Origin of the sequence: Enterobacter sp. GD03975 (assembly GCF_029838645.1) — a bacterium.
In the GTDB taxonomy this organism is placed as follows: domain Bacteria; phylum Pseudomonadota; class Gammaproteobacteria; order Enterobacterales; family Enterobacteriaceae; genus Enterobacter; species Enterobacter quasihormaechei.
In genome coordinates this window covers 65,481-87,059 of record NZ_JAOBZC010000009.1, presented here as the reverse complement: position 1 = coordinate 87,059, position 21,579 = coordinate 65,481, and the positions used below count along the sequence as shown (strand labels likewise).

Genomic DNA, 21,579 nt, shown 5'->3' with positions numbered 1-21,579 from the left:
TTAAGGATAGAGGGAGACGGGGGGAATGTGCAAAAACCGCCACAGCACCCACCCGCCAAACCCCATCAGCACCACGCCCGCCGTGCGCTCAATCCACCACAGCGAACGGCTAAGCTTCTGTTGCACCGCCGATAGCCCCATCATCGACACCAGAGCCAGATCCCACACCAGCACCACCGTCACCATCCAGACGCCGCACGTTGTCTGCTGAAGCAGCGTGACGTCCGGCCCGAGTAACGCCGTCATCAGCGCCAGGTAGAACAGCGCGTTCTTCGGATTTAACAGCGCCGACCCCAGCCCCAGCAGGATCTGCTTCATCAAAGAAGGGCACCGCTGTCGGGTTTCTGCAAGCGCCAGCGCCTGCGGTTGGCTGCGCACCAGATGCGAGCCGATCCACAGCAGATACAGCGCCCCGCAAAGCTCTATCAGCGTAAACAGCCAGGCAAACTGGCGCAGTGCGCTCCAGCCGATAATCACCAGTAAGATATACAGCCCGTTACCCGCGGCGATACCGAAGCACAACCCGGCGCTGCCGCGCAGTCGGTAGCGCGCGGCGTAGCCCACCAACAGGAAGAAGTCCGGGCCCGGGCTTAACAGGGCGACAAAATGCGCCAGCGCCAGGGCGAGAAAAGCGGAAGGGAAGAACAGTTCCATAGCAACCTCGGTTAACAATCTGAGGTCAGCCTACGGTGATGCAAACGCTATTTATTGTCAGATATTGATCGGCCTGTCGCATACTGACGCGGCGTGGCCGCGGTATAGCTGACAAAGGTCTTATGAAAATGGCTCTGGTCGGCAAACCCGCTCTGGTAGCCGACGTCGGCGATGTCGTCCCCGGCACGCAGCCGCGCTTTGGCGAACTCCACGCGGGAGACGTTGAGAAAGCTGACCGGCGTCAGGCCGGTGTCCTGCCGGAAGGTACGGATCAGCGTCTCCTTGCGCAGCGAGAATCGTTGGGCTAGTTCGTCAAGCGAAGGCGGAGCGGCCAGGTCGGCAAGAAATGCCTGCTGAAGGTGCTGACTGATTGAGCGAAGCGCGTCTGCGTTTTCCACGCAGCGGGGAAGAGCAGAAAGTAGCGTGTCCACGGATGCAGGTGACATCGTCTCAACAACATCAAGGTAGCGCTTGAAGAGCGCAGGGTCGCGAATCACCTGGAACGCCAGAGGAAGATCGGTGTCGATATAGAGCATATGGTAGCTGCGCGGTTGCCCATTGACGGGGTTGCAGCTGTGCGGCGCGTAAGCCGGGATGACAATGAGATCGCCGGGGTTCAGGATAGACTCTCTGCCATGACTGACGCAGCAGGTCTGGCCTTCCATAATCGCGCCGATGGAGAGCTGCGGATGACAATGACGTTTGTACGCCCGGGTGCTCTGCCACGTACTGCGCAGCTCAAGACCTGCGGCGCGATGAAAGGTCTGGCGGATGTGGCGGGTATCAGTCATAAGAGCTCCAGTGATGAGCTTTTTTTATACCATGTATGCGCCTGCTCTGGCAGCGTCTTACTAAGAACCTTCCGTATATACCCAACTTTACCTTCATAGCCAGTCACATTGACTACCCTTAATACCCTAAGCGGTAAAACAAGGAGATTCGATATGGCTTACCAGACAGTAAATCCTGCCACCAACCAGCTCATCAAAGAATACCCCTCACATACCGACGCGGATGTTGAAGCGGCGCTGAAGGCGGCCGATGCGCTCTATCATTCTGACTGGGCCAAAGGCGACATCAGCCAGCGCCTGCCGGTACTGCATAAGCTTGCCGACCTGATCGACGAGCGCACCGAGGAGCTGGCGAAAATTGCCAGTCAGGAGATGGGTAAGCTCATCGAACAAAGCCGCGGCGAAGTGAAGCTGTGCGCGCAAATCGCCCGCTATTATGCGGACAATGCGAAGCAGTTCCTGGCCCCGGTGAAATATCCGTCTGAACTCGGGGAAGCGTGGGTGGAACATCACCCCATCGGCGTGCTGATGGCCGTAGAGCCGTGGAACTTCCCGTACTATCAGCTGATGCGCGTTCTGGCGCCAAACCTGGCGGCGGGTAACCCGGTGATCGCCAAGCACGCCAGCATCGTGCCGCACTGTGCCGAGACCTTTGCCCACCTGGTACGTGAGGCGGGCGCGCCGGAAGGGGCGTGGACCAACCTGTTTATCTCGTCCGATCAGGTAGCAAACATCATCGCCGACGATCGCGTACAGGGGGCGGCGCTGACCGGTTCTGAAAAAGCGGGTAGCGTGGTTGCGGCGCAGGCAGCGAAGCACATCAAAAAATCGACCCTTGAACTGGGCGGGAACGACGTGTTCGTGGTGCTGGACGATGCGGACCTGGAGAAGGCCGTGAAGATCGGCGTTAACGCGCGGCTTAATAACGCCGGGCAGGTCTGTACCGCAGCGAAGCGCTTTATCCTGCACGAGAGCATCGCAGACGCCTTCCTCGAGAAATTCACCGAGGCGTTTAAGCAGGTGAAGATTGGCGATCCGCTGGACGAAAGCACCACGCTGGGGCCGCTGTCGTCGAAAGACGCGCTTGAAACATTGACCAAACAGGTCAACGAGGCGGTGAAAAACGGCGCAACGCTGCACTATGGCGGTAAACCAGTACAGCGTGACGGGAGCTTCTTTGAACCGACCATCCTGACGAATATATCGCGTGAGAACCCGGCGTACTTCGAAGAGTTCTTTGGCCCGGTGGCGCAGATCTACGTAGTGAAAAATGACGACGAGGCGGTTGCTCTGGCGAACGACTCGCACTACGGTCTGGGCGGCGCGGTGTTCAGCCAGGATATCGAGCGCGCGAAGAAAATGGCGTCGCGTATTGAGACTGGGATGGTGTACATCAACTGGCTCACCGATACGGCGGCAGAACTGCCGTTCGGCGGCGTAAAACGTTCGGGTTACGGACGCGAGCTGTCGGACCTGGGGATCAAAGAGTTTGTGAACCAGAAGCTGGTGGTTGTTCGCAAGTAATGTCGGAAATAAAAAAAACCTGCCATCCGGCAGGTTTTTTATTAACAGTCTCATCGCCTTTCTTGCCGGGTGGCGCTGCGCTTACCCGGCCTACAATGTGCAATAATTTTACTTTATTGCACCCTTCATTGTAGGCCCGCGCAAGCGTAGCGCCGCCGGGCGAAACGGGCAATCAGTCTTAGAAGGACACGCCGCCGCCAACATATGCGCCGTCAATCAGCGTGTGGTTTGGACGACCGTCTTTGCCATCAACGCTCACGTGGCGGTAGCCCACTTTCAGCGTAACCGGTTTGATCGGGGTCCAGCTTACGCCGCCGTTAGCTTCAACGTAGTTCTTCACGCTGTTGTTCAGGCCGTCTGGCGCAACGTAGCCTTCACCGAATACCCTGATGCTGTCGGTCAGGGCAACGTTCACACCGCCGCCGACCGGGAACGCCACGCCGTTATCGCCTTTCTTCGGGCCAACGTAGAGGGCCTTAGCGCCTGCGTTCAGCATCACCGGGCCGACCTCGAAGTTGTAGCCTGCACCCACGCCACCGGTCGTGGTGCCGTCGTCGGTGTTTTTCAGCCAGTTACCTTCGGTGTACAGACCAGAGGTAGATTTGCCCATTTCCACATTCAGGTTGGTAAAGTTTTTACCCTGCTCAATGCTGCCGCCCATTGCCAGTGCGGAGCCCGATACGGCGGTAAGAGCAGAAAGGATGAGAACGTTAAGCTTTTTCATGAGTGTTTCCTCGTCATCAAATTAATCTGAGGGCACCTTAACAAGGGATGTTTATGACTGCAAATGTGATGAGTGTCGCAGTTTTATGCTGTTTTTGTTGGGTTTTTTAATCTTAAATGTTGATGAGATGTTTTTATGGCAAATCGTCAATCCCCAATCCATTCGCGTTTAGGGAAAGTTTATATTTTTGGCTAAACGTTTAATGAACGAGGCGAAGAAAGCCGTTTGAGGTGAATTAATTAAGTTTCTAATAATTTCCAAAAATATTTCAGCTGTCACAGATAAAGACAGAGGTTTACATTTCTGGTGATTGCTATACGTATTTCTTTGCCGATCCGCTGTCGTTACATGTCATTTTTCTGACACGTTTCTTCATTACGTTGTTGGCTTCACTTACTGGATGCTAACAATATGAAAAGAAAAATCATTCCTGTGCTAATCGGTTGTGCGCTCTCTTTCTCTGCCCTGGCGGCACAGCCAACCGCGGAGCGCTACGTCGTCAGCTTCCCCGAAGGATCGCATGTTAAATACAGCGGTGCGTTTGCCAGCGCGTTTCCGAACGGGCTTCCTGTGGGGGTGGGTTCTGGTTTGCTGTTCACCGGCAAGCAGGGCGATACCCTGACCTTCGCGACCGTGACCGATCGCGGTCCAAACGCCGACGCGCCAAAGAAGGGCAAAAACGAAGCCAAAATTTTTGTTACGCCGGATTTCGCGCCGCTCTTGATGACCATCCGCGTCCAGAACGGCAAAGCGGAGGCCGTCGATGCTCGCCCGCTGCATGATGATAAAGGCGAGATTAACGGCCTGCCGCTGGAAAGCGGCGTGATTGGCTCGACCAATGAAGTGGCGTTCAGCGACACCTTAAACGTGCTCAAAGGCGATAACCGCGGGCTGGATACGGAAGGCATCACGCCGGACGGGAAGGGCGGTTACTGGCTGTGCGATGAGTATGGTCCGTTCCTGATCAATATCGACAGCAAAGGGAAAATCCTCGCGATCCACGGCCCGCAGGCGACGGAAGGGGAGAAATCCATTGCGGGCGGTCTGCCAAACATCATCAAATGGCGCCAGGCGAACCGTGGTTTTGAGGGCCTGACCCGGATGCCGGACGGGCGCATTATCGCCGCCGTGCAAAGCACGCTGGATATCGACGGTAAGAGCAAAAAGCAGGCGCTGTTTACGCGTCTGGTTAGCTTCGATCCGGCGACCGGGAAAACCGCGATGTACGGTTACCCCGTTGACAGCGCGGCCTACAGCAAAAACAGCGACGCTAAAATCGGCGATATCGTGGCGCTGGATAACCACACGATCCTGCTGATTGAACAGGGTGAGGATAAAAACGACGCGATGCGTAACCTCATCTACAAGGTGGATCTGAGCAAAGCGAGCGACCTGACCGCCTTCGACAAGCCGGGCGACTACCCGGAGTTTGACGATGAGAAAACGCTGGCGCAGCGCGGCATTACCCTTGCTGCAAAAACGCAGGTGGTCAATCTGCGTGCCCTGGGCTGGCAGCAGGAAAAGGCCGAAGGGCTGGCGCTGATAGACGGCAAAACGCTTGCGGTGGCGAACGATAACGACTTTGGCGTGAAGGTCGCGATGCAGAATCCGGTCGACGGCAAGAAGCTGAAGGATTATCGGGTAAACGCGGAAGGCAAGCTGACGCTGGATGACAAACCGGTGGAGACCACGCTCAGCGTGAAGCCGCTGAAGAAGCCGGAATCTGACAGCGAATTGTGGGTAGTGACGCTGCCGGAGGCGTTGAAATAATACCAGGGCTTACCCCTCACCCTAGCCCTCTCCCCAAAGGGGAGAGGGGATTGTTCGGGGCAGACATTTATTGGACAGCTAAATCGTCTTAACGCTCTTTTCCCAGGTTTCGACCAGATGATCTCGCAGGCTTCCGGTCCCGTGCATTGTTACCAAAAGATTCTGTCGCGCGCGGGTAAAGCCGACGTAAAGGCGCTTGATATCGTCACTCAGATCTTCACTTTCCCTTTCCTTTGCCGCATCCATAATGGCAACCGAGTTAAACTCAAGCCCCTTGCTGCTGGGCAGCGGCATGACGCAGAGGTAATCATTCTGCGGAGACCAGTGCTTTTTATCATCGCTGGAGACAATCATCTGGTATGGGATCTTACGGGCTTCAAGCCTTGGTGCGAGAATACCTGAAATGCTGTAGGTTGAGGGGCACAGTATAGCAATTTCCGACCATGGAACACCCTGCTGTCGCTGCTCTGTGACCCAATCCAGGACGCGTGTAATCTCCTCGTCCTGATTATCAAAGCTGGCCAGCGCCGGATATTTCCCGGACAGTCCTCCTGCGGCAGGCTGCTGGTATTTGAGGGAAGCTTCTATGTGATTATTGAGATAATTAAACGCTACGCTGCTGGCGAAATGGAGTATTTGCCGGGTGTTGCGATAATTGGTATCCAGAATAGTTGTGCGGCCCTGAGCCTTTATATCCACGCTGGACAGGGTAAAATCGAGCGCTTTCTTTTTCTGATAAATTGACTGAGCATCATCGTACAGGAAAAGCAAGGAGCTATCTTTATTGTCTGGCATTTTGGCGAGGATCCTTAGCCACTCCGGCTTAAAATCGTGTCCTTCATCTATCAAAACGGCGCTGTACTGCTCCGGTTTGATCGCTCCCTCTTCAAATGCCTCCGTCAGCGCATTTTCCATCAGTTCAATAAAGTTTTTGCTCTTAGGTGGCAGACGCCGATGCGCTTTTAATTGCTGATAACACCAGGCGTGGAAATGGGTAATTTCGACTGGAAGCCTGAGGCTGTGCTGTTCGAGCTGCGCTTTCAGCTTTTTAGCCAGCGTAATGTTGTAGCAAATCACCAGTATCGGTTTAGTGTTTTCAATGTTGTTGGCAAGTTCAATACAGCGGTGGTGCAAAATAAGCGTTTTGCCGGAGCCTGCCACGCCGTGAATAACCCGGTGTCCGGCTCCCATGCTGCGGGCCAGCTGCTCCTGATTCCTGTCCATCATGCAAACCACATCGGGAGTATGGAAGGTAAAATGATCCAGATCGACTCGCGTCACGGACGCGTTAATGCGTACGTCGGGATAAAGATGCCAGCGAATGCGGTCGAGCTGTTGTGGCGTAGTATGATGAACGAAGCGATGTCTGAGAAGGGATTCGAGCCGGGCGGAGATCTGCTCTCGGGTCATAAACTCGGTGAGTTCATCTTTGCAAATCACCTGGCTGGCGGGCAATATTTCATTCAGCTCGTCGGGTGTAAAATTCTTTTCCAGCTGCGCCCGGGTGATATTGCTCAAGTACACCCCGTATCCGTACGGCATAATAAAACTGCCCTCATAATCACCCTGCTGCTGGCGAAGTAGAGGATCTTTTTTCAGGCTGTCGATGATGTGGAAGGTATATTGTCGAACCTGTTCGAGCGGGTTTTTCAGCGGCTCAATGCCGTTTTTGGTCTCGTAATCAATATGCGTTTTATTCGCGGATTTTATTTTCGTGATAAACCAGTCTTTCACCTCAATAAACAACAAACCTTTTTCGGGTGCCAGAATCACAAAGTCAGGATGCTCTTGCCTGTCTCCCATTCGGGTGTCGTACCAGCAGGTACACTGTTCGCTGAGCCCACCCTCCAGAAGCCTTGCCAGCCTTTTTTCTCCGGCCGTTATCTTCTCACTACAGCTGCTGATTGTGGGAATAATGATTGCCATAATACGCCTACCAATTCATGAAAATTATATAATTCCATTCAATTAATATTTCAGACAATATTAATTGAAGCATAATTTGTTATTATTAATGACATTAACAGACAATATGGCAAACAGAAAGCGCGATACGAGCAAATCTGCCTCAGAAAAATACGCTCCCTTGCGCGCGGACAAGGGAGCGGCTATTTACTTTTTCAGCCCCGCAAACGCTGCCCGAATCTCCTCTTCCGGCAGCTGTATTCCAATAAACACCATCACGCTGTGCGGCGCTTCATCGCCCCACGGGCGGTCCCAGTCGGCGCTGTACAGGCGCTGTACGCCCTGGAACAGCAGGCGGTTTGGCTCGCCGTCGATCCACAGCATCCCTTTGTAACGCAGCAGCTTGTCGGCAAACGACAGCAGCAGGTTTTCCATCACGCGGGAGACTTCGCTGATGTCCACCGGGTAGTCCAGCTCCACCACAATCGACGCCACGTCGTTTTGCCTGTCGCCCATAAAGTGGAAGCGTGGTTTCGTGGTGACGTTCTCCTCCAGCATAAAGCCGTTGGTGTTGAACAGCTGTGACAGGTCGATATCGCCGTGCGTTACCGTGTAAATCGGCGCGCGCGAGTTAATGCGCGTCAGGCGCTCGCGGAGTTTTTCGCTGTCGCCCGCCACGTCGGTTTTGGTCAGCAGGATGCGGTCGGCGTAGCCAACCTGAGACTGGGCGATGGTGAACTGGTTCATCTGCTCGTCGGCGTGCACCGCATCCACCAGTGCGATGACGCCGTCCAGCAGGTAGCGCTGGCACAGAATGTCATGGGAGAAGAAGGTCTGGATAATCGGGCCCGGGTCGGCCATGCCGGTGCATTCGATCACCAGACGGTCAAAGTCGATGTCGCCGCGATCGCGGCTGTCGAGCAGATCCAGCAGGGCGTCTTCCAGCTCGTTAGAGCGGGTGCAGCAGATGCAGCCGTTGGTCAGGGTTTTGATTTGCGTGGCGCGATCGCCAATCAGCTGGTCGTCCACCGAGACTTCACCGAACTCGTTTTCGATAACGGCGATTTTGAAGCCGTGCTGCTCGTTCAGGATGTGGCGCAGCAGGGTGGTTTTGCCTGCGCCGAGAAAACCGGTCAGCAGGGTAACGGCAATCGGGGTCATGGTCTCTCCTTTAGCAGCAGCGGACGCCGCCTTCTCCACTTCCGCCGTAGCGCGCTTCCTGACGCTCGCGGAAGAATTCGGTATAGGTCATGTACGGCTTATCCGGATGGTTGGTCTTCATATGCTCAACGTAGTTGTCATAGTCCGGAATGCCAATCAGCATCTTCGCCGCCTGACCGAGGTATTTTTTCGCTTCGCCTAAGTTACCAAACATAATGCATCCTGATAAGACAAAGCCCGGTGGCGCTACGCTTACCGGGCCTACAGTACCGTTGTAGGGCGGGTCAGCGTAGCGCCACCCGCCATTTTTTTAATGGTGTGAAGAGGTCTTCACGCCGCCTTCCGGCACTGGCACGTACGGGGTCTCTTTATCCGTACGGCCATCGGCGTTGCGCACTTTCATCCAGGTTTTAATCCCGTAGAAGATAATGCTATACACCACCACCAGGAACAGAATGCTCAGACCCGCGTTGGTGTAGTTGTTCACCACGATATGGTTCATGTTGGCAATCTGCTGCGCGCTCAGATCCGCGCCACCTGCGGCAATCTTCTCTTTGTACTGGTTAGCCATGAAGAAGAAGCCTTCCAGCTGCGGGTTGGTGCTGAACAGCTTCAGACCCAGCGCCCAGGTGGTGCAGAGCAGCAGCCACAGTGCAGGAACCACGGTCACCCAGATGTATTTGGTGCGTTTCATCTTCACGAGAACAACGGTGCCCAGCACCAGAGCTACGGCTGCGAGCATCTGGTTTGAGATGCCGAACAGCGGCCACAGGCTTTTCACGCCGCCCAGCGGGTCGACAACGCCCTGATACAGCAGGTAACCCCACAGGCCTACGCAGCCCGCCGTACCCAGAACACCCGCCACCAGAGAGTCGGTTTTCTTCAGGAATGGCACGAAGTTGCCCAGCAGATCCTGCAACATAAAGCGGCCTGCACGGGTACCGGCATCCAGCGCGGTGAGGATGAACAGCGCTTCAAACAGAATACCGAAGTGGTACCAGAAGCCCATGTCCGCCCACGGCAGCACTTTGTGGAACACGTGTGCGATACCTACCGCCAGCGTCGGCGCGCCACCTGCACGGTTCAGCACGGACGGTTCGCCGATGTCTTTCGCGGTCTGCATGATCTGCTCAGGCGAGATCACGAAGCCCCAGGAGCTGACGGTCGCCGCCGCGTGTGCGCTGGCCTCTTTCAGCTGGGCCATGATCAGCGCGGTATTTTCGCCGCCCATCTCATGCAGGTTTGGCATGGTGATGCCAAGACCCGCCGGTGGGGTGTTCATCGCGAAGTACAGGCCTGGCTCGATAATCGACGCCGCCACCAGCGCCATGATCGCCACGAAGGACTCCATCAGCATCGCGCCGTAACCGATAAAGCGCGCGTCGGTTTCGTTAGCCATCAGCTTCGGCGTGGTGCCGGAGGCGATCAGCGCGTGGAAGCCTGAAACGGCGCCGCAGGCGATGGTGATAAACAGGAACGGGAACAGGGCGCCTTTCCACAGCGGACCGGTGCCGTCAATGTACTGGGTCACCGCCGGCATTTTCAGCTCAGGGTTGATGATCACAATCCCGATCGCCAGCCCGACGATGACACCGATTTTCAGGAAGGTTGCCAGGTAGTCACGCGGAGCCAGAATCAGCCACACCGGCAGCAGGGCGGAGATAAACGCGTACCCGATCAGCGCGAAGGTGATGGTGGTGTCCTTGAAGGTCAGCGCCGGGCCCCAGTACGGGTCGTGCGCAATCACGCCGCCGAAGTAGATCGAGGCGACCAGCAGCACGATACCAATGACCGACACTTCACCCACGCGGCCCGGGCGCAGGAAGCGCATGTAGATGCCCATGAACAGCGCAATCGGCACGGTCGAGCAGACGGTGAAGACGCCCCACGGACTTTCGGCCAGCGCTTTCACCACGATCAGCGCCAGCACCGCCAGGATGATGATCATGATCAGGAAGCAGCCGAAGAGGGCGATAGTGCCCGGCACGCGGCCCATCTCTTCTTTGATCATCTCGCCCAGCGACGAACCGTTACGGCGCGAGGAGATAAACAGCACCATAAAGTCCTGCACCGCCCCCGCCAGCACCACGCCCGCCAGCAGCCAGAGCGTGCCCGGCAGGTAGCCCATCTGCGCGGCCAGCACCGGGCCGACCAGCGGACCCGCGCCTGCAATGGCGGCAAAGTGGTGACCAAACAGCACGTAGCGGTTGGTTGGCACGTAGTTCAGGCCGTCATTGTTAATGACCGCCGGGGTGGCGCGCGTCGGGTCGAGCTTCATGACCTTTTGCGCGATGTATAAGCTGTAGTAGCGATAAGCCACAAGGTAGACGGAAACCGACGCGACCACGATCCACAGGGCGCTGACGTGCTCGCCCCGGCGTAATGCGACAACCGCCAGACAGAAAGCACCGAGGATCCCGAGTAAGGCCCAGGGCACGTGCTTGAGTAGTTTTTTAGTATCCATAGTAAGACCTGGTTTTTTATGTAAAGAAAAAAGGGTCAGGGTTCGTTGTGAGGAGGTATTGATTAATGCTGGAGCGATCGTGCCAGATCCCCGCACGCGTAAAGCACGGTAAATGGGTGAGTGGTTGAAAGCGATGCGTGAGCGGTCAAAAGCGGGGGCGAGTGGTTAAGGCTCACCCCCGGCGGAAAGAAATATGTGATTGAGATCACTAAGGATAATCTGGCGCTTCGGGCGTGGCCGTTCAGGCCTGTGCGGAAACGCAGCGCTTTTTGTGCAACGGGATCAAACCGTGGCTTCCATCTCCATCATCACCGGGTGGAAACGGCGTTTGAAGTAGATCAGGCCGTGCCCCTCGCTGCTGAGAATGATGTTTTTGATTTCCACGAGATAGACCAGATGGGTGCCGATAGTTTGCACCTGGGTTATCTCCCCTTCCAGACTTGCCAGCGCGCCTTTCAGCACCGGCTGCGCCAGCGGGCCTTTCTGCCAGCAGGAGAGCGCGAAGCGCTCCTCCATGGCCATGCCCGTCATTCCGGCAAAGTGGCGGGCCATGATCTCCTGCTCGTGGTTCAGCACGTTGACGCACAGTTTGCCGTTGCCCTGAAAGACCGGGTTCATGGCGCTGTTGGCGTTGATGCAGACCATGACCGAGGGCGGAGTATCCGTTACCGAACAGACCGCAGTGGCGGTAATACCGCAGCGACCGGCGTCGCCCTCGGTGGTGACCACATTTACCGCCGCCGACAGGCTGGCCATCGCGTCGCGAAAACGCAGGCGTTCTTCAGATTGCATTGAAACCTCCCGCTGCGCTATTTCAGCAGCTTATCCAGCATGTTGATATCAGTGTTGTTGTGCAGGTGCGGCACGGTCCAGCCGTGCTGGTCGTATTCGGACATGCAACGGTCAACCATCGCCATCATCTTGTCCATGTTGCCGGAGCTTTGCGCCTGACGCAGGCATTGCAGGCGGATCTCGTCCTGGCTTCCGGAGTAGTTAATCTCGTACAGCTCGTGGCGACCGCCAAACTCGCTGCCGATGGCGTCCCACATCAGTTTCAGGATCTTGATGCGCTCGACGTGATCCATCCCGTTGGAGCCGCGCACGTACTTCGCCAGATACTGGTCGATCTGCGGGTTGTTCAGGTCCCGCGCGCTGGACGGCAGATAGATCAGTCCGGAGGTCACGTTGCGTTCGATGATGTTCTTGATCTTCGCGTAGGCCATTGGCGCCATCACGCGGTAGGTCTGCAACGCCGCGTGGTCAGGCAGGTACGCGCCGTTCACCCACGGCGTCGCTTCGGAGCACATGGAGTCGCTCAACGCCCAGAACATGTTGCGCCACGCCACCACTTCGCCGAGATCCGCCTGCACGCCGCGGAACTCCAGGGTGCCGGTGCACTCCAGGGATTTTTTCAGCAGGGCGGTGATGAAGTCGAGCTTCACCGCCAGGCGCACGCAGGCCTGAAGCGGGTACATGCGGGCGAAGCCGCCCTCCATCGTCCAGCGACGGCAGCGGTCGAAGTCGCGGTAAATCAGCACGTTTTCCCACGGGATCAGCACGTGATCCATCACCAGAATGGCGTCGTTCTCGTCGAAGCGGCTGGAGAGCGGGTAGTCATACGGGGATCCGGTCGCGCCTGCCACCATCTCGTACGAGGCGCGCGAGATCAACTTCACCCCTTCGGCGTCCATGGGGGCGACGAACATCAGCGCGAAGTCCGGGTTTTCGCCCATCACCTGCGCGGAGCCAAAACCGATCATGTTGTAGTGGGTCAACGCCGAGTTGGTCGCCACCACCTTCGCGCCGCTGACAACGATCCCGGCGTCGGTCTCTTTCTCCAGCTTGATGTAAACGTCCTTCACCTCGTCCGCCGGCTTATGGCGATCGATCGGCGGGTTGACGATGGCGTGGTTAAAGTACAGGCCGGTTTCCTGAATGCGGGTGTACCAGTTGCGGGCGTTCTGCTCGAACTGACCGTAGAAGGCAGGGTTCGCTCCCAGCGCGCAGCCGAACGCCGCTTTGTAGTCCGGTGTGCGCCCCATCCAGCCGTAGCTCAGGCGCGACCACTCGGCGATGGCGTCGCGCTGCTGGCGCAGGTCGTCGGCGCTTTTCGCCACGCGGAAAAATTTGTGGGTGTAGCCGCCGCTGCCGGTGTCGGTGCCCCAGCACAGCGTATCCTGCATGTCTGGCTTGTGCAGGGCGTCGTACATCTGGGCGATGGACGCCGCCGCATTGCGAAATGCCGGGTGGGTAGTGACGTCCTTAACGCGCTCGCCGTAGATATAAATCTCACGGCCATCTTGCAGGCTTTTTAAATACTCTTCGCCGGTTAACGGACGTTTGGCATCAGCGCGGAAATCTTCAGGCTTCATAGGGACCTCGTATCGGAAGATGGTTGTTAAATTTATGTTTTGTTTTTGTTGTTTAATTGAAGCGTGAGAGGGGCGGAACGTGAAGGGACGATTGGGACAACGGCGGGTACTTTTCGGGCGGGATTGGGATTTGTGATCTGTGCGGGTTTTTGGCGGGTGGCGCTGCGCTTACCCGCCCTACATACCGCGATGCGCTCAGGAAACCGGTACTTTCTGCGCCCGATACGCGCTGGGCGAGCAGCCCGTCAGGCGACTGAAAAACCGGGCGAAATAGGCCGGATCTTTAAATCCCAGCTGCCAGGCAATCTCGCTGACCGCGCTGTCGGAAAACAGCAGCAGGCGCCTGGCCTCGCGCAGCTGCCGGTCGAAGATCAGCCGTTTCGGCGAGCGGTTGGCGAAGCGGCGGCAGATGTCCGTCAGGCGGGATTCGGTGAGGTGCAGTTCGCTGGCGTATTCCGGTACCGTCCAGTGCTGGTGATAGTGGGTGTCGATCAGCTGGGTAAAGCGCTGAAACAGCTTCAGCTCGCCGCGCATGCCGCTGGCCGCGTGGTCGTCGAGCTTCGCATTGCGCAGCAGCAGGGTAAAGACCGCCTGCGCCAGAAGGACCAGCGTATGTTCACGGCCCGGCAGCTGTGCCGTGGATTCCCGGGCAATGAGCTGCCAGTAGTGCTTCAGCGCCGCCAGCTCGTCAGGCTTGTCGGCAAGCGACAGGCAGATCCCCGGCAGGCCGAACGCTTCCCGCGTGCCGGGGTAGAGCACTTCTAACAGCGGCCAGATGAGATCCTCGCGCACCGTCAGCACGTGGCCGTCGCTGTCGGATTCGGTGATGAAGGCGTGCGGCACCGACGGCGGCGTCAGCACAAACAGCGGCGCCTGCACCGAATAGCGGTGGTCGTCGAGCTGGAGCTCAATCTGCCCGGTGTCGAGAAAGTGCATCTGAAAATACTGGTCGTGACGGTGCGCCTGCATGTCGCGGCCAAAAAAGGCCGCCATGCGCGCGAACGACTGGTAGTGCACATCGTCGGAGCCCAGACTTTCGTCGTACTCCTTGCTGATATCAATGTTGGCGATAGGGCTCTGGCACATGCTCGTTCCTCTGTTGAACCCGCTGCGTCATCGGGATGCGCGTCAGCACCAGCGCGCCGACCACCAGCAGACCCGCCACGAACCACAGCCCGGAGCTGAAGCTGCCGGTCGCGTCGCGCAGAATACCAATCAACAGCGGGCTGACGGCAGAGCCGACGTTGCCGATGGCGTTGATCACCGCCAGCGCCACCGCGCGGGATTGCAGGCTAATAACCTGGTCCGGCGTGGTCCAGAATATCGCCATGGCGGTAAACGATCCGGTTGAGGCCATGATGATGCCAAGCAGCTGGATCAGGCTGTGATCGGTCGCGGAGGCCAGCATCCATCCCGCCGCTGCAAACAGGTACGGCAGGATGGTGTGCTTTTTTCGCTCTTTCAGCCTGTCGGAGCGGCGACTCCACCAGATCATCCCGAGAATGGTACAAAACTGCGGGATCGCCGCCAGCAGGCCAATCACGATATTGCTGCTGCCGGTGTTGAAGCTTTGCAGGATCTGCGGCGTCCAGATGTTGATCGCACTCAGCGTATTGGTCAGACAGAAGTAGGCCAGCGTGTAGAGCAGCACGGCGGGCGTAAGCACCTCGCGAAGCGTCGATCGCGGCGTGACGGATTGGGCGATGGCGACCTCCTGCTCACGGGCGATCATCGTTTTCAGCGCCTGCTTTTCGTCTTCATCCAGCCAGGTGGCCTGATCTGGCGTGTCGTTGAGGTAAAACCAGGTCACTACGCCGAGCACCACCGACGGCAATCCCTCCAGCAGAAACAGCCACTGCCAGCCCTTCAGGTTCCACAGCCCGTCCATCGCCAGAATATACCCGGAGAGGATCGAGCCAAGCATCATGGTCACCGGCATGGCAATCATAAACAGCGCGTTGGCGCGGGCGCGGTGATAGGCCGGGAACCACCAGGTGAGATAGACCAAAATCCCCGGCAGGAAACCGGCTTCCGCAATGCCCACCAGCATGCGCAGGACGTAAAGCGTTTCGGGGCTGGTGGCGAACATGGTGCAGGTGGAGGCGATGCCCCACACCACCATGATCCCGGCGATCCAGCGCCGCGCGCCGACCTTCGCCAGCATGATGTTGCTGGGGATCCCGCACAGCACGTAGGTGACGTAAAACAGCGTCGCGGCCAGGCCAAACATGGTCGACGTGAGGCCAAGATCTTTGCCCATCGTCAGACCGGCAAAGCCGATGTTGATGCGATCGAGAAACGAGAAAACAAACAGGATAAAGAGAAACACGATCAAACGACGGAACAGCTTATTGATTGCGCGATGTTCTACATCTTTATTATGCAGGGTTGAGGTCGTCATGTTGCGCTCCACATCGTACGTTTAGTAGACGGATTTATTGTTATCAACTGCTGTGGTGACGTCGGTAAAGCGGGCCGCCAGCGCTTCGGCGCTGCGGGCGAGCAGGGTGGTATCAACGCCAACCGCCACAAACAGTGCGCCGAGGCCGAGATAGCGTTTCGCCAGCTGTTCATTCGCCATCAGGATGCCGGGCGCTTTGCCCGCGCTGAGGATCTGGGCGATCGCCTGCTCAATAGCGGCCTGCACCTCCGGGTGCTGCGGGTTGCCGGCAAAGCCCATATCGGCGCTCAGATCCGCCGGGCCGATAAACACGCCGTCGACGCCTTCCACGTCCAGGATCTGCGGCAGGTTTTTCAGCGCCTCGCGGGTTTCGATTTGCACCAGCACGCACATGGCGTCGTTAGCCTGATGCAGATAGTCCGGGATACGGTTCCAGCGCGACGCGCGTGCCAGGGCGCTGCCGACGCCGCGAATGCCCGCAGGCGGGTAGCGGGTGGCGCTTACCGCCAGCCGCGCCTCGTCAGCGTTTTGCACCATCGGCACCAGCAGGGTTTGCGCCCCCACGTCCAGCAGCTGCTTGATCTGCACCGGATCGTTCCACGACGGGCGCACCACCGGCTGGCTGGGATAGGGGGCGATAGCCTGTAATTGAGTTAACACGGTCTGCACGCTGTTCGGCGCGTGCTCGCCGTCGATCAGCAGCCAGTCAAAACCGGCCCCGGCCAGCAGCTCGGCGCTGTAGCTGCTGGTCAGCCCCAGCCATAAGCCGATTTGCGTACGGCCCGCCTTCAGCGCCGCTTTGAATGCGTTTTGCATGGTCGCCTCCTTACACAAAGCGACAGCTGATGGAACCCATGCTGCCGTAGTCAACATGGAAGGTATCGCCTCTGCTGGCGGCAACCGGACGGGTAAACGAGCCACCGAGGATGACTTGTCCGGGCTCAAGCTGCACGTCGTACGGCGCGAGCTTGTTCGCCAGCCACGCCACGCCGTTCGCCGGGTGATTAAGCACGCCAGCGGCGACGCCGGTCTCTTCGATCACGCCGTTGCGATAGAGCAGGGCGGAGATCCAGCGCAGATCCAGCGCGTCGGGCTTAATCGGACGGCCGCCGAGGATCACCCCGGCGTTGGCGGCGTTGTCGGAGATGGTGTCGAACACCTTGCGCGGGCGCTGGGTCTCCGGGTCAACGTTGTGGCAGCGGGCGTCGATCAGCTCCAGCGCGGGGATCACGTAGTCCGTGGCGTTGTAAACGTCGAAGATCGTGCAGTTCGGGCCGCGCAGCGGTTTTGCCAGCACGAAGGCCAGCTCCACTTCAATGCGCGGGACGATAAAGCGGTCAACGGGGATGTCGCTGCCGTCGTGGAAGAACATGTCGTCCAGCAGCGCGCCGTAGTCCGGCTCGCTGATTTGCGAGCTGGCCTGCATCGCCTTCGAGGTGAGGCCAATCTTGTGGCCTTTCAGCACGCGGCCTTCGGCAATTTTCAGGCTCACCCATTCGCGCTGTACGGCGTAGGCGTCTTCAATCGTGATCTCCGGGTACTCCAGCGAGATCGCGCGGATCTGCTCCCGGGACTGTTCCGCCTGATGCAGGCGGTGGGCGATCAGGGTATGGGTGTGTTTGTCGAGCATGGCGTATCCTTTGTGCGGCTGTTGCCGGGTGGCGCGTAGCGATCCCGGCCTACGTTCGAGCCGTTGTAGGCCCGGTAAGCGAAGCGCCACCGGGCGAAAAAGATGTCTACTTAAACAACGCGTGTACGTTGTTTTGTTTGTAATTGAGCGTCGGGTGCAGCTCGTCGAGCTCGAAAGACAGCGCCAGATAGCGCTCCGCCATCAGCTCTGCAAAATGCGCTTTGATCAGCGCAAACAGCATCTCCCCCACGGCTTCCCGGCTCTCCAGGCTCCGGCCCGCGCCGATCTTCAGCGTCATATGCACAAAGGCGTAATCATGCTTACCGTCCGCCATCTGCCAGGTGTCCAGCCAGTGGGCGCGGCTGCGGATGCCGCCGAGCGGGAAGATCCCCGTGGCGGCCAGCGCCTCGTTCACTTTGGCGAACAGCCCCGGCAGGTCGGCCTGCGCGCGGATGTTGTCGGTACATTCAGCAATAAAGTGCGGCATAACGACTCCTTACGCGGGCAGCGGGAAAACGGCGTTAACCTGGCCGGTGCCGGAGCTGGCGAACAGCTCGGTGAGAAACTCCACCTTGCCGTTGTAGTTGTCCCAGCCGAGCATCCCCAGCAGCATCACCGTGTCGTGCATGTTGCCCTCGCCGTAGCAGTAGTCGGCATACTCCGGCAGCATGCTGCAAAACTCTTTAAACTGGCCTTCGCGCCACAGCTTGACCACGCGCTCGTCCATCTGGCGGTCGAACTCGCGGGTGTAGCTGTTCATCCCTTCCTCGGCGCGCTGGTCGTCGATAAACCTGTGCGACAGCGAGCCGCTGGCGAGCACCGCCACGGTGCCGTCGTACTTTTCGATGGCGCTGACGATGGCCTCGCCCAGCCTGCGGCTGTCGGCGAAATCGTGAACCGTGCAGAACGCGGAGATGGAGATCACTTTGAAGTGCTTATCCGCGTTCATGTAGCGCATCGGTACCAGGGTGCCGTACTCCAGCTTGAGGCTCGGGATGTTGTGCGCCTTGGCGCGCACGCCGAGCTTCACCGCTTCGTCGGCGATCAGCTGCCCGAGCTCAGGGTTGCCGTCGTAGTCATACGTCATGTCGCGGATAAAGTGCGGCAGCTCGTTGCTGGTGTAGACGCCTGAAAAATGATCCGCACAGTTGATGTGGTACGCGCTGTTTACCAGCCAGTGGGTGTCGAACACGATGATGGTGTCCACGCCCAGCTCGCGGCAGCGCTTGCTGATCTCTTTATGCCCGTCGATGGCCGACTGGCGGCAGCCGTGGTTTTTCCCCGGCAGCTCGGAAAGGTACATCGACGGCACGTGGGTGATTTTTGCCGCTAACGCTAGCTTGCCCATTGTCAGATCCCCCATTTTGGAATCGGATGGTCGCCCATGGAGATGCAGACGTTCTTCATCTCCGCGAACACCTCAAAGCTGTACTCGCCGCCTTCGCGCCCGGTGCCGGAGGCCTTCACGCCGCCAAACGGCTGGCGCAGGTCGCGCACGTTCTGGGTGTTCACGAACACCATGCCCGCTTCAATGTTGCGCGCCAGACGGAGCACCTTGCTGACGTCCTGGGTCCAGATGTACGACGCCAGGCCGTACTCCACGTCGTTCGCCAGGCGCAGGCCTTCCGCTTCGTCCTTAAACGGCAGCAGGCAGGCCACCGGCCCGAAGATCTCCTCCTGCGCCACGCGCATGCGGTTGTCGACGTCCGCCAGCACCGTCGGGCGCAGGAAGTTGCCGCCTTTCAGGTGCGCGGGCAGGTCGGTCGGTTTGTCCGGGCCGCCCGCCAGCAGGGTTGCGCCTTCTTCAATGCCGAGGCGGATATAGCCGGAGACTTTTTCCCAGTGCTGTTGGCTGATGAGCGCGCCAATCTGGGTGTTCGGATCGGTCGGGTCGCCCACGCGCAGGCGGTTGGCGCGCTCGGCAAAGCGCTTGACGAATTCCGGGTAGATGCTCTGCTGGATGAAAATGCGCGAGCCGGCGGTGCAGCGCTCGCCGTTGATGGAGAAGATGGTGAACAGCGCGGCGTCCAGGGCGCGCTCGATATCCGCATCTTCAAAAATCAGCACCGGGGATTTGCCGCCCAGCTCCATGGAGTATTTCTTCAGCCCGGCGTTTTTCATGATGTTGCGCCCGGTGGCGGTGCCGCCGGTGAAGGAGACGGCGCGCACGTCGTGGTGGCGCACCAGTGCATCGCCCGCCGTGGCGCCGTAGCCCTGCACCACGTTCAGCACGCCCGCCGGAATGCCCGCCTCCAGCGCCAGCTCGCCCAGACGGTCGGCGGTCAGCGGCGAAAGTTCAGACATCTTCAGCACCGCGGTGTTGCCCAGCGCGAGACAGGGCGCGACCTTCCAGGTGGCGGTCATAAACGGCACGTTCCACGGCGACACCAGCGCGCAGACGCCCACCGGCTGCACCAGCGTGTAGTTGAGCATCTTGTCGTCGACCGGGTAGGTTTTGCCGTTCATCTGCTGGCACACCTCAGCGAAAAACTCGAAGTTGTGCGAGGCGCGCGGAATGAGCACGTTTTTGGTCTGATGGATCGGCAGGCCGGTGTCGGCGGTTTCCATTGCGGCAATGTCCGGCACGTTCTGGTCAATCAGTTCGCCCAGGCGACGCATCAGGCGCGCGCGCTCCTTCATCGGCAGGTTGGCCCATTTCGGGAACGCCTCTTTAGCGGCGGCAACGGCCTGATGAATTTCCGCTTCACCGCCGGAGGCGACTTCCGCTAATACCTCGCCGGAGGCCGGGTTAGTGGTGTGGAAGTACTCACTTCCGGCGACGTTTTTACCGTTGATCCAGTGGTTAATCTTTTTCATTTTGCTGTCTCCTCACTGACAATTCGGTTTACCAGGCGGCCCACGCCTTCCACCTCCACCACCACTTCATCGCCCGGCACCACGTCGGATAGCCCCTTCGGTGTGCCGGTGGCAATCATGTCGCCGGGTTGCAGGGTCATAAAATCGCTCAGATACGCAATCAGGTAGGGGATGCTGAAAATGAGATCGGCGGTGGTGCCTTCCTGACGCAGTTCGCCGTTGACGTAGGTGCGAAGACGAAGGTTGTGCGGATCGGGAATCGCTGATTTCGGCACGACGTGCGGGCTGATGGGGGTCAGCCCGTCGCGGCTTTTTACCCGCAGGTTCGGGCGGTAGTAGTTTTCCAGGTAGTCGCGGATGGCGTAGTCGTTGCAGACCGTATAGCCCGCGACATACTCCATCGCCTCGGCTTCGCTCACCTTACGCGCGGTTTTACCGATAACCACCACCAACTCCGCCTCGTAGTGCATGTATTCGATATTGTTTGGACGCTCCGAGGTCTGGTTGTCGCCGTTAAAGGTGTTCGGCGCTTTGATAAACACCAGCGGTTCGGTGGGCGGTTTGAAATCCAGCTCGCTGGCGTGATCGGCGTAGTTAAGGCCGAGTGCGAACAGCGTGGCGTGCGGCGGCGCGGTACGGGTAAGGGCGACGTCGCGCTCATCCACCACCGGGTTTTCCAGCGGCGGGAAACCTTCTGCCAGAATGCGTACCCGATCGCCCGGACGGATCTCGACGCGGCTTTGCGGCGTGCCGAGCAATATGGCATCGCCGGGGTTCAGGGTGGCAAATTCGCTCAGGGCGCTCAGCAGTTCGGCGGCGTTGCGGTGCAGATCGGCGGTATTCCAGTGGTCCGCTTCGCGGCCGTTGATCTCGGTGATGATGGTCAGGTTGTCCACGCTATCAACGGCGACAGGCTCGCCGAGCGGGCAAAATCCATCCCGACATTTGGCCTTAATGGCCGGGCGATAAAAGCTCTCCTCCGGCAGGCTGATTTCGTTGGCCAGCGCATACCCGGCGATGTACGCCGCCGCCTCTTCAGCGCGTACTTTGCTGGCGGTTTTTCCTACCACCAGCGCCACCGTCGCACCGCTTAACACCGTTTCCCCCTGCGGGAAAGGAATCGGTTCGCCTGCGCGGATAACGGTGTTGTGTGGCTTGATAAACCACACCGCCGTTTTTGGCGGCGCGTTATAGGGGGCTTTTTCAAACGCCTCTGCCCAGGCAGCACGCTGGCTCTGGTGGTTTAGCGCCACGGCAAAAACAGTACCTTTCATTCCCATACTCCTCAGACCGGATATCCGGTGCGGATTTCATTAATATGTTAATGATCTGGTTTTATGCTTTTGCTGAACGTTTCGCAATCAGA

The 21,579-nt window shown here is 58.4% G+C and carries 19 protein-coding genes; 2 read left to right on the top strand and 17 right to left on the bottom strand.

Annotated elements, in window-relative coordinates; translation table 11 throughout:
* Nucleotides 1–654: a LysE family translocator gene (locus N5C09_RS15230; protein WP_063867352.1), complete on the bottom strand. Its 654-nt coding sequence runs from the start codon at nucleotides 652–654 to the stop codon at nucleotides 1–3.
* Between the two features lie 47 nt (nucleotides 655–701).
* Nucleotides 702–1,445 (bottom strand): AraC family transcriptional regulator, encoded by a 744-nt coding sequence (locus tag N5C09_RS15225; protein ID WP_279749338.1) that lies wholly within the window; start codon nucleotides 1,443–1,445, stop codon nucleotides 702–704.
* 153 nt (nucleotides 1,446–1,598) lie between these two features.
* Here N5C09_RS15225 and N5C09_RS15220 point away from each other — a divergent pair, with 153 nt between their 5' ends.
* On the top strand, nucleotides 1,599–2,969 hold the full coding sequence (locus N5C09_RS15220) for an NAD-dependent succinate-semialdehyde dehydrogenase (RefSeq protein WP_193526897.1): 1,371 nt from the start codon (nucleotides 1,599–1,601) through the stop codon (nucleotides 2,967–2,969).
* 178 nt (nucleotides 2,970–3,147) lie between these two features.
* On the opposite strand, the gene N5C09_RS15215 is transcribed toward N5C09_RS15220, so the two are convergent.
* A complete protein-coding gene (locus N5C09_RS15215) occupies nucleotides 3,148–3,693 on the bottom strand; it encodes a YfaZ family outer membrane protein (RefSeq protein WP_279749337.1) in 546 nt (181 codons plus the stop codon).
* 411 nt (nucleotides 3,694–4,104) lie between these two features.
* Between N5C09_RS15215 and N5C09_RS15210 the strand changes: the two genes are divergently transcribed.
* Nucleotides 4,105–5,463, top strand: coding sequence for an esterase-like activity of phytase family protein (locus N5C09_RS15210; RefSeq protein ID WP_279749336.1), 1,359 nt, complete (start codon nucleotides 4,105–4,107; stop codon nucleotides 5,461–5,463).
* 78 nt (nucleotides 5,464–5,541) lie between these two features.
* Here the strand turns inward: N5C09_RS15210 and N5C09_RS15205 are convergent, their stop codons facing one another.
* From N5C09_RS15205 to hpaG, 14 genes are all read right to left on the bottom strand, one after another.
* The gene (locus N5C09_RS15205; protein ID WP_279749335.1) at nucleotides 5,542–7,389 is read right to left on the bottom strand and encodes a 3'-5' exonuclease; all 1,848 of its coding nucleotides are present in this window, start codon (nucleotides 7,387–7,389) and stop codon (nucleotides 5,542–5,544) included.
* 186 nt (nucleotides 7,390–7,575) lie between these two features.
* On the bottom strand, nucleotides 7,576–8,529 hold the full coding sequence (gene yjiA / locus N5C09_RS15200) for a GTPase (protein WP_279749334.1): 954 nt from the start codon (nucleotides 8,527–8,529) through the stop codon (nucleotides 7,576–7,578).
* Between the two features lie 10 nt (nucleotides 8,530–8,539).
* The gene (locus N5C09_RS15195) at nucleotides 8,540–8,743 is read right to left on the bottom strand and encodes a YbdD/YjiX family protein (protein ID WP_003856610.1); all 204 of its coding nucleotides are present in this window, start codon (nucleotides 8,741–8,743) and stop codon (nucleotides 8,540–8,542) included.
* 96 nt (nucleotides 8,744–8,839) lie between these two features.
* Nucleotides 8,840–10,993, bottom strand: a complete 2,154-nt coding sequence (locus N5C09_RS15190) for a carbon starvation CstA family protein (RefSeq protein WP_279749333.1) — start codon at nucleotides 10,991–10,993, stop codon at nucleotides 8,840–8,842.
* 282 nt (nucleotides 10,994–11,275) lie between these two features.
* Nucleotides 11,276–11,785, bottom strand: a complete 510-nt coding sequence (locus N5C09_RS15185; protein ID WP_063450762.1) for a 4-hydroxyphenylacetate 3-monooxygenase reductase subunit — start codon at nucleotides 11,783–11,785, stop codon at nucleotides 11,276–11,278.
* Between the two features lie 17 nt (nucleotides 11,786–11,802).
* Nucleotides 11,803–13,365 (bottom strand): 4-hydroxyphenylacetate 3-monooxygenase, oxygenase component, encoded by a 1,563-nt coding sequence (gene hpaB / locus N5C09_RS15180; protein ID WP_102750121.1) that lies wholly within the window; start codon nucleotides 13,363–13,365, stop codon nucleotides 11,803–11,805.
* Between the two features lie 195 nt (nucleotides 13,366–13,560).
* Nucleotides 13,561–14,451 (bottom strand): 4-hydroxyphenylacetate catabolism regulatory protein HpaA, encoded by an 891-nt coding sequence (hpaA, locus tag N5C09_RS15175; protein WP_279749332.1) that lies wholly within the window; start codon nucleotides 14,449–14,451, stop codon nucleotides 13,561–13,563.
* Nucleotides 14,423–15,766 carry a 4-hydroxyphenylacetate permease gene (gene hpaX / locus N5C09_RS15170; RefSeq protein WP_064910200.1) on the bottom strand — a complete coding sequence of 448 codons (1,344 nt, stop codon included), beginning with the start codon at nucleotides 15,764–15,766 and terminating at the stop codon, nucleotides 14,423–14,425. Before hpaX ends, hpaA begins: the two co-directional genes overlap by 29 nt.
* Before the next feature lie 21 nt (nucleotides 15,767–15,787).
* Nucleotides 15,788–16,582 carry a 4-hydroxy-2-oxoheptanedioate aldolase gene (gene hpaI, locus N5C09_RS15165; RefSeq protein WP_279749331.1) on the bottom strand — a complete coding sequence of 265 codons (795 nt, stop codon included), beginning with the start codon at nucleotides 16,580–16,582 and terminating at the stop codon, nucleotides 15,788–15,790.
* 10 nt (nucleotides 16,583–16,592) lie between these two features.
* Nucleotides 16,593–17,396, bottom strand: coding sequence for a 2-oxo-hept-4-ene-1,7-dioate hydratase (hpaH, locus tag N5C09_RS15160; RefSeq protein ID WP_279749330.1), 804 nt, complete (start codon nucleotides 17,394–17,396; stop codon nucleotides 16,593–16,595).
* A gap of 106 nt (nucleotides 17,397–17,502) precedes the next feature.
* Nucleotides 17,503–17,883, bottom strand: coding sequence for a 5-carboxymethyl-2-hydroxymuconate Delta-isomerase (locus N5C09_RS15155; protein WP_279749329.1), 381 nt, complete (start codon nucleotides 17,881–17,883; stop codon nucleotides 17,503–17,505).
* 9 nt (nucleotides 17,884–17,892) lie between these two features.
* Nucleotides 17,893–18,744, bottom strand: coding sequence for a 3,4-dihydroxyphenylacetate 2,3-dioxygenase (hpaD, locus tag N5C09_RS15150; protein ID WP_063867376.1), 852 nt, complete (start codon nucleotides 18,742–18,744; stop codon nucleotides 17,893–17,895).
* A 2-nt stretch (nucleotides 18,745–18,746) separates the two neighbouring features.
* A complete protein-coding gene (gene hpaE / locus N5C09_RS15145) occupies nucleotides 18,747–20,213 on the bottom strand; it encodes a 5-carboxymethyl-2-hydroxymuconate semialdehyde dehydrogenase (protein ID WP_112792023.1) in 1,467 nt (488 codons plus the stop codon).
* Nucleotides 20,210–21,487: a 4-hydroxyphenylacetate degradation bifunctional isomerase/decarboxylase gene (gene hpaG / locus N5C09_RS15140; protein WP_279749327.1), complete on the bottom strand. Its 1,278-nt coding sequence runs from the start codon at nucleotides 21,485–21,487 to the stop codon at nucleotides 20,210–20,212. The genes hpaE and hpaG overlap by 4 nt, the downstream gene beginning before the upstream one ends.
* Between the last annotated feature and the right edge of the window lie 92 nt (nucleotides 21,488–21,579).

Coding starts and splice junctions, on each gene's coding strand:
- hpaB (WP_102750121.1), bottom strand. CDS start 13,365: ATGAAGCCTGAAGATTTCCGCGCTGATGCCAAACGTCCGTTAACCGGC.
- hpaE (WP_112792023.1), bottom strand. CDS start 20,213: ATGAAAAAGATTAACCACTGGATCAACGGTAAAAACGTCGCCGGAAGT.
- N5C09_RS15220 (WP_193526897.1), top strand. CDS start 1,599: ATGGCTTACCAGACAGTAAATCCTGCCACCAACCAGCTCATCAAAGAA.
- yjiA (WP_279749334.1), bottom strand. CDS start 8,529: ATGACCCCGATTGCCGTTACCCTGCTGACCGGTTTTCTCGGCGCAGGC.
- N5C09_RS15225 (WP_279749338.1), bottom strand. CDS start 1,445: ATGACTGATACCCGCCACATCCGCCAGACCTTTCATCGCGCCGCAGGT.
- N5C09_RS15205 (WP_279749335.1), bottom strand. CDS start 7,389: ATGGCAATCATTATTCCCACAATCAGCAGCTGTAGTGAGAAGATAACG.
- N5C09_RS15215 (WP_279749337.1), bottom strand. CDS start 3,693: ATGAAAAAGCTTAACGTTCTCATCCTTTCTGCTCTTACCGCCGTATCG.
- hpaI (WP_279749331.1), bottom strand. CDS start 16,582: ATGCAAAACGCATTCAAAGCGGCGCTGAAGGCGGGCCGTACGCAAATC.
- hpaH (WP_279749330.1), bottom strand. CDS start 17,396: ATGCTCGACAAACACACCCATACCCTGATCGCCCACCGCCTGCATCAG.
- N5C09_RS15155 (WP_279749329.1), bottom strand. CDS start 17,883: ATGCCGCACTTTATTGCTGAATGTACCGACAACATCCGCGCGCAGGCC.
- N5C09_RS15195 (WP_003856610.1), bottom strand. CDS start 8,743: ATGTTTGGTAACTTAGGCGAAGCGAAAAAATACCTCGGTCAGGCGGCG.
- N5C09_RS15230 (WP_063867352.1), bottom strand. CDS start 654: ATGGAACTGTTCTTCCCTTCCGCTTTTCTCGCCCTGGCGCTGGCGCAT.
- hpaG (WP_279749327.1), bottom strand. CDS start 21,487: ATGAAAGGTACTGTTTTTGCCGTGGCGCTAAACCACCAGAGCCAGCGT.
- N5C09_RS15190 (WP_279749333.1), bottom strand. CDS start 10,993: ATGGATACTAAAAAACTACTCAAGCACGTGCCCTGGGCCTTACTCGGG.
- hpaD (WP_063867376.1), bottom strand. CDS start 18,744: ATGGGCAAGCTAGCGTTAGCGGCAAAAATCACCCACGTGCCGTCGATG.
- N5C09_RS15185 (WP_063450762.1), bottom strand. CDS start 11,785: ATGCAATCTGAAGAACGCCTGCGTTTTCGCGACGCGATGGCCAGCCTG.
- hpaX (WP_064910200.1), bottom strand. CDS start 15,766: ATGACGACCTCAACCCTGCATAATAAAGATGTAGAACATCGCGCAATC.
- hpaA (WP_279749332.1), bottom strand. CDS start 14,451: ATGTGCCAGAGCCCTATCGCCAACATTGATATCAGCAAGGAGTACGAC.
- N5C09_RS15210 (WP_279749336.1), top strand. CDS start 4,105: ATGAAAAGAAAAATCATTCCTGTGCTAATCGGTTGTGCGCTCTCTTTC.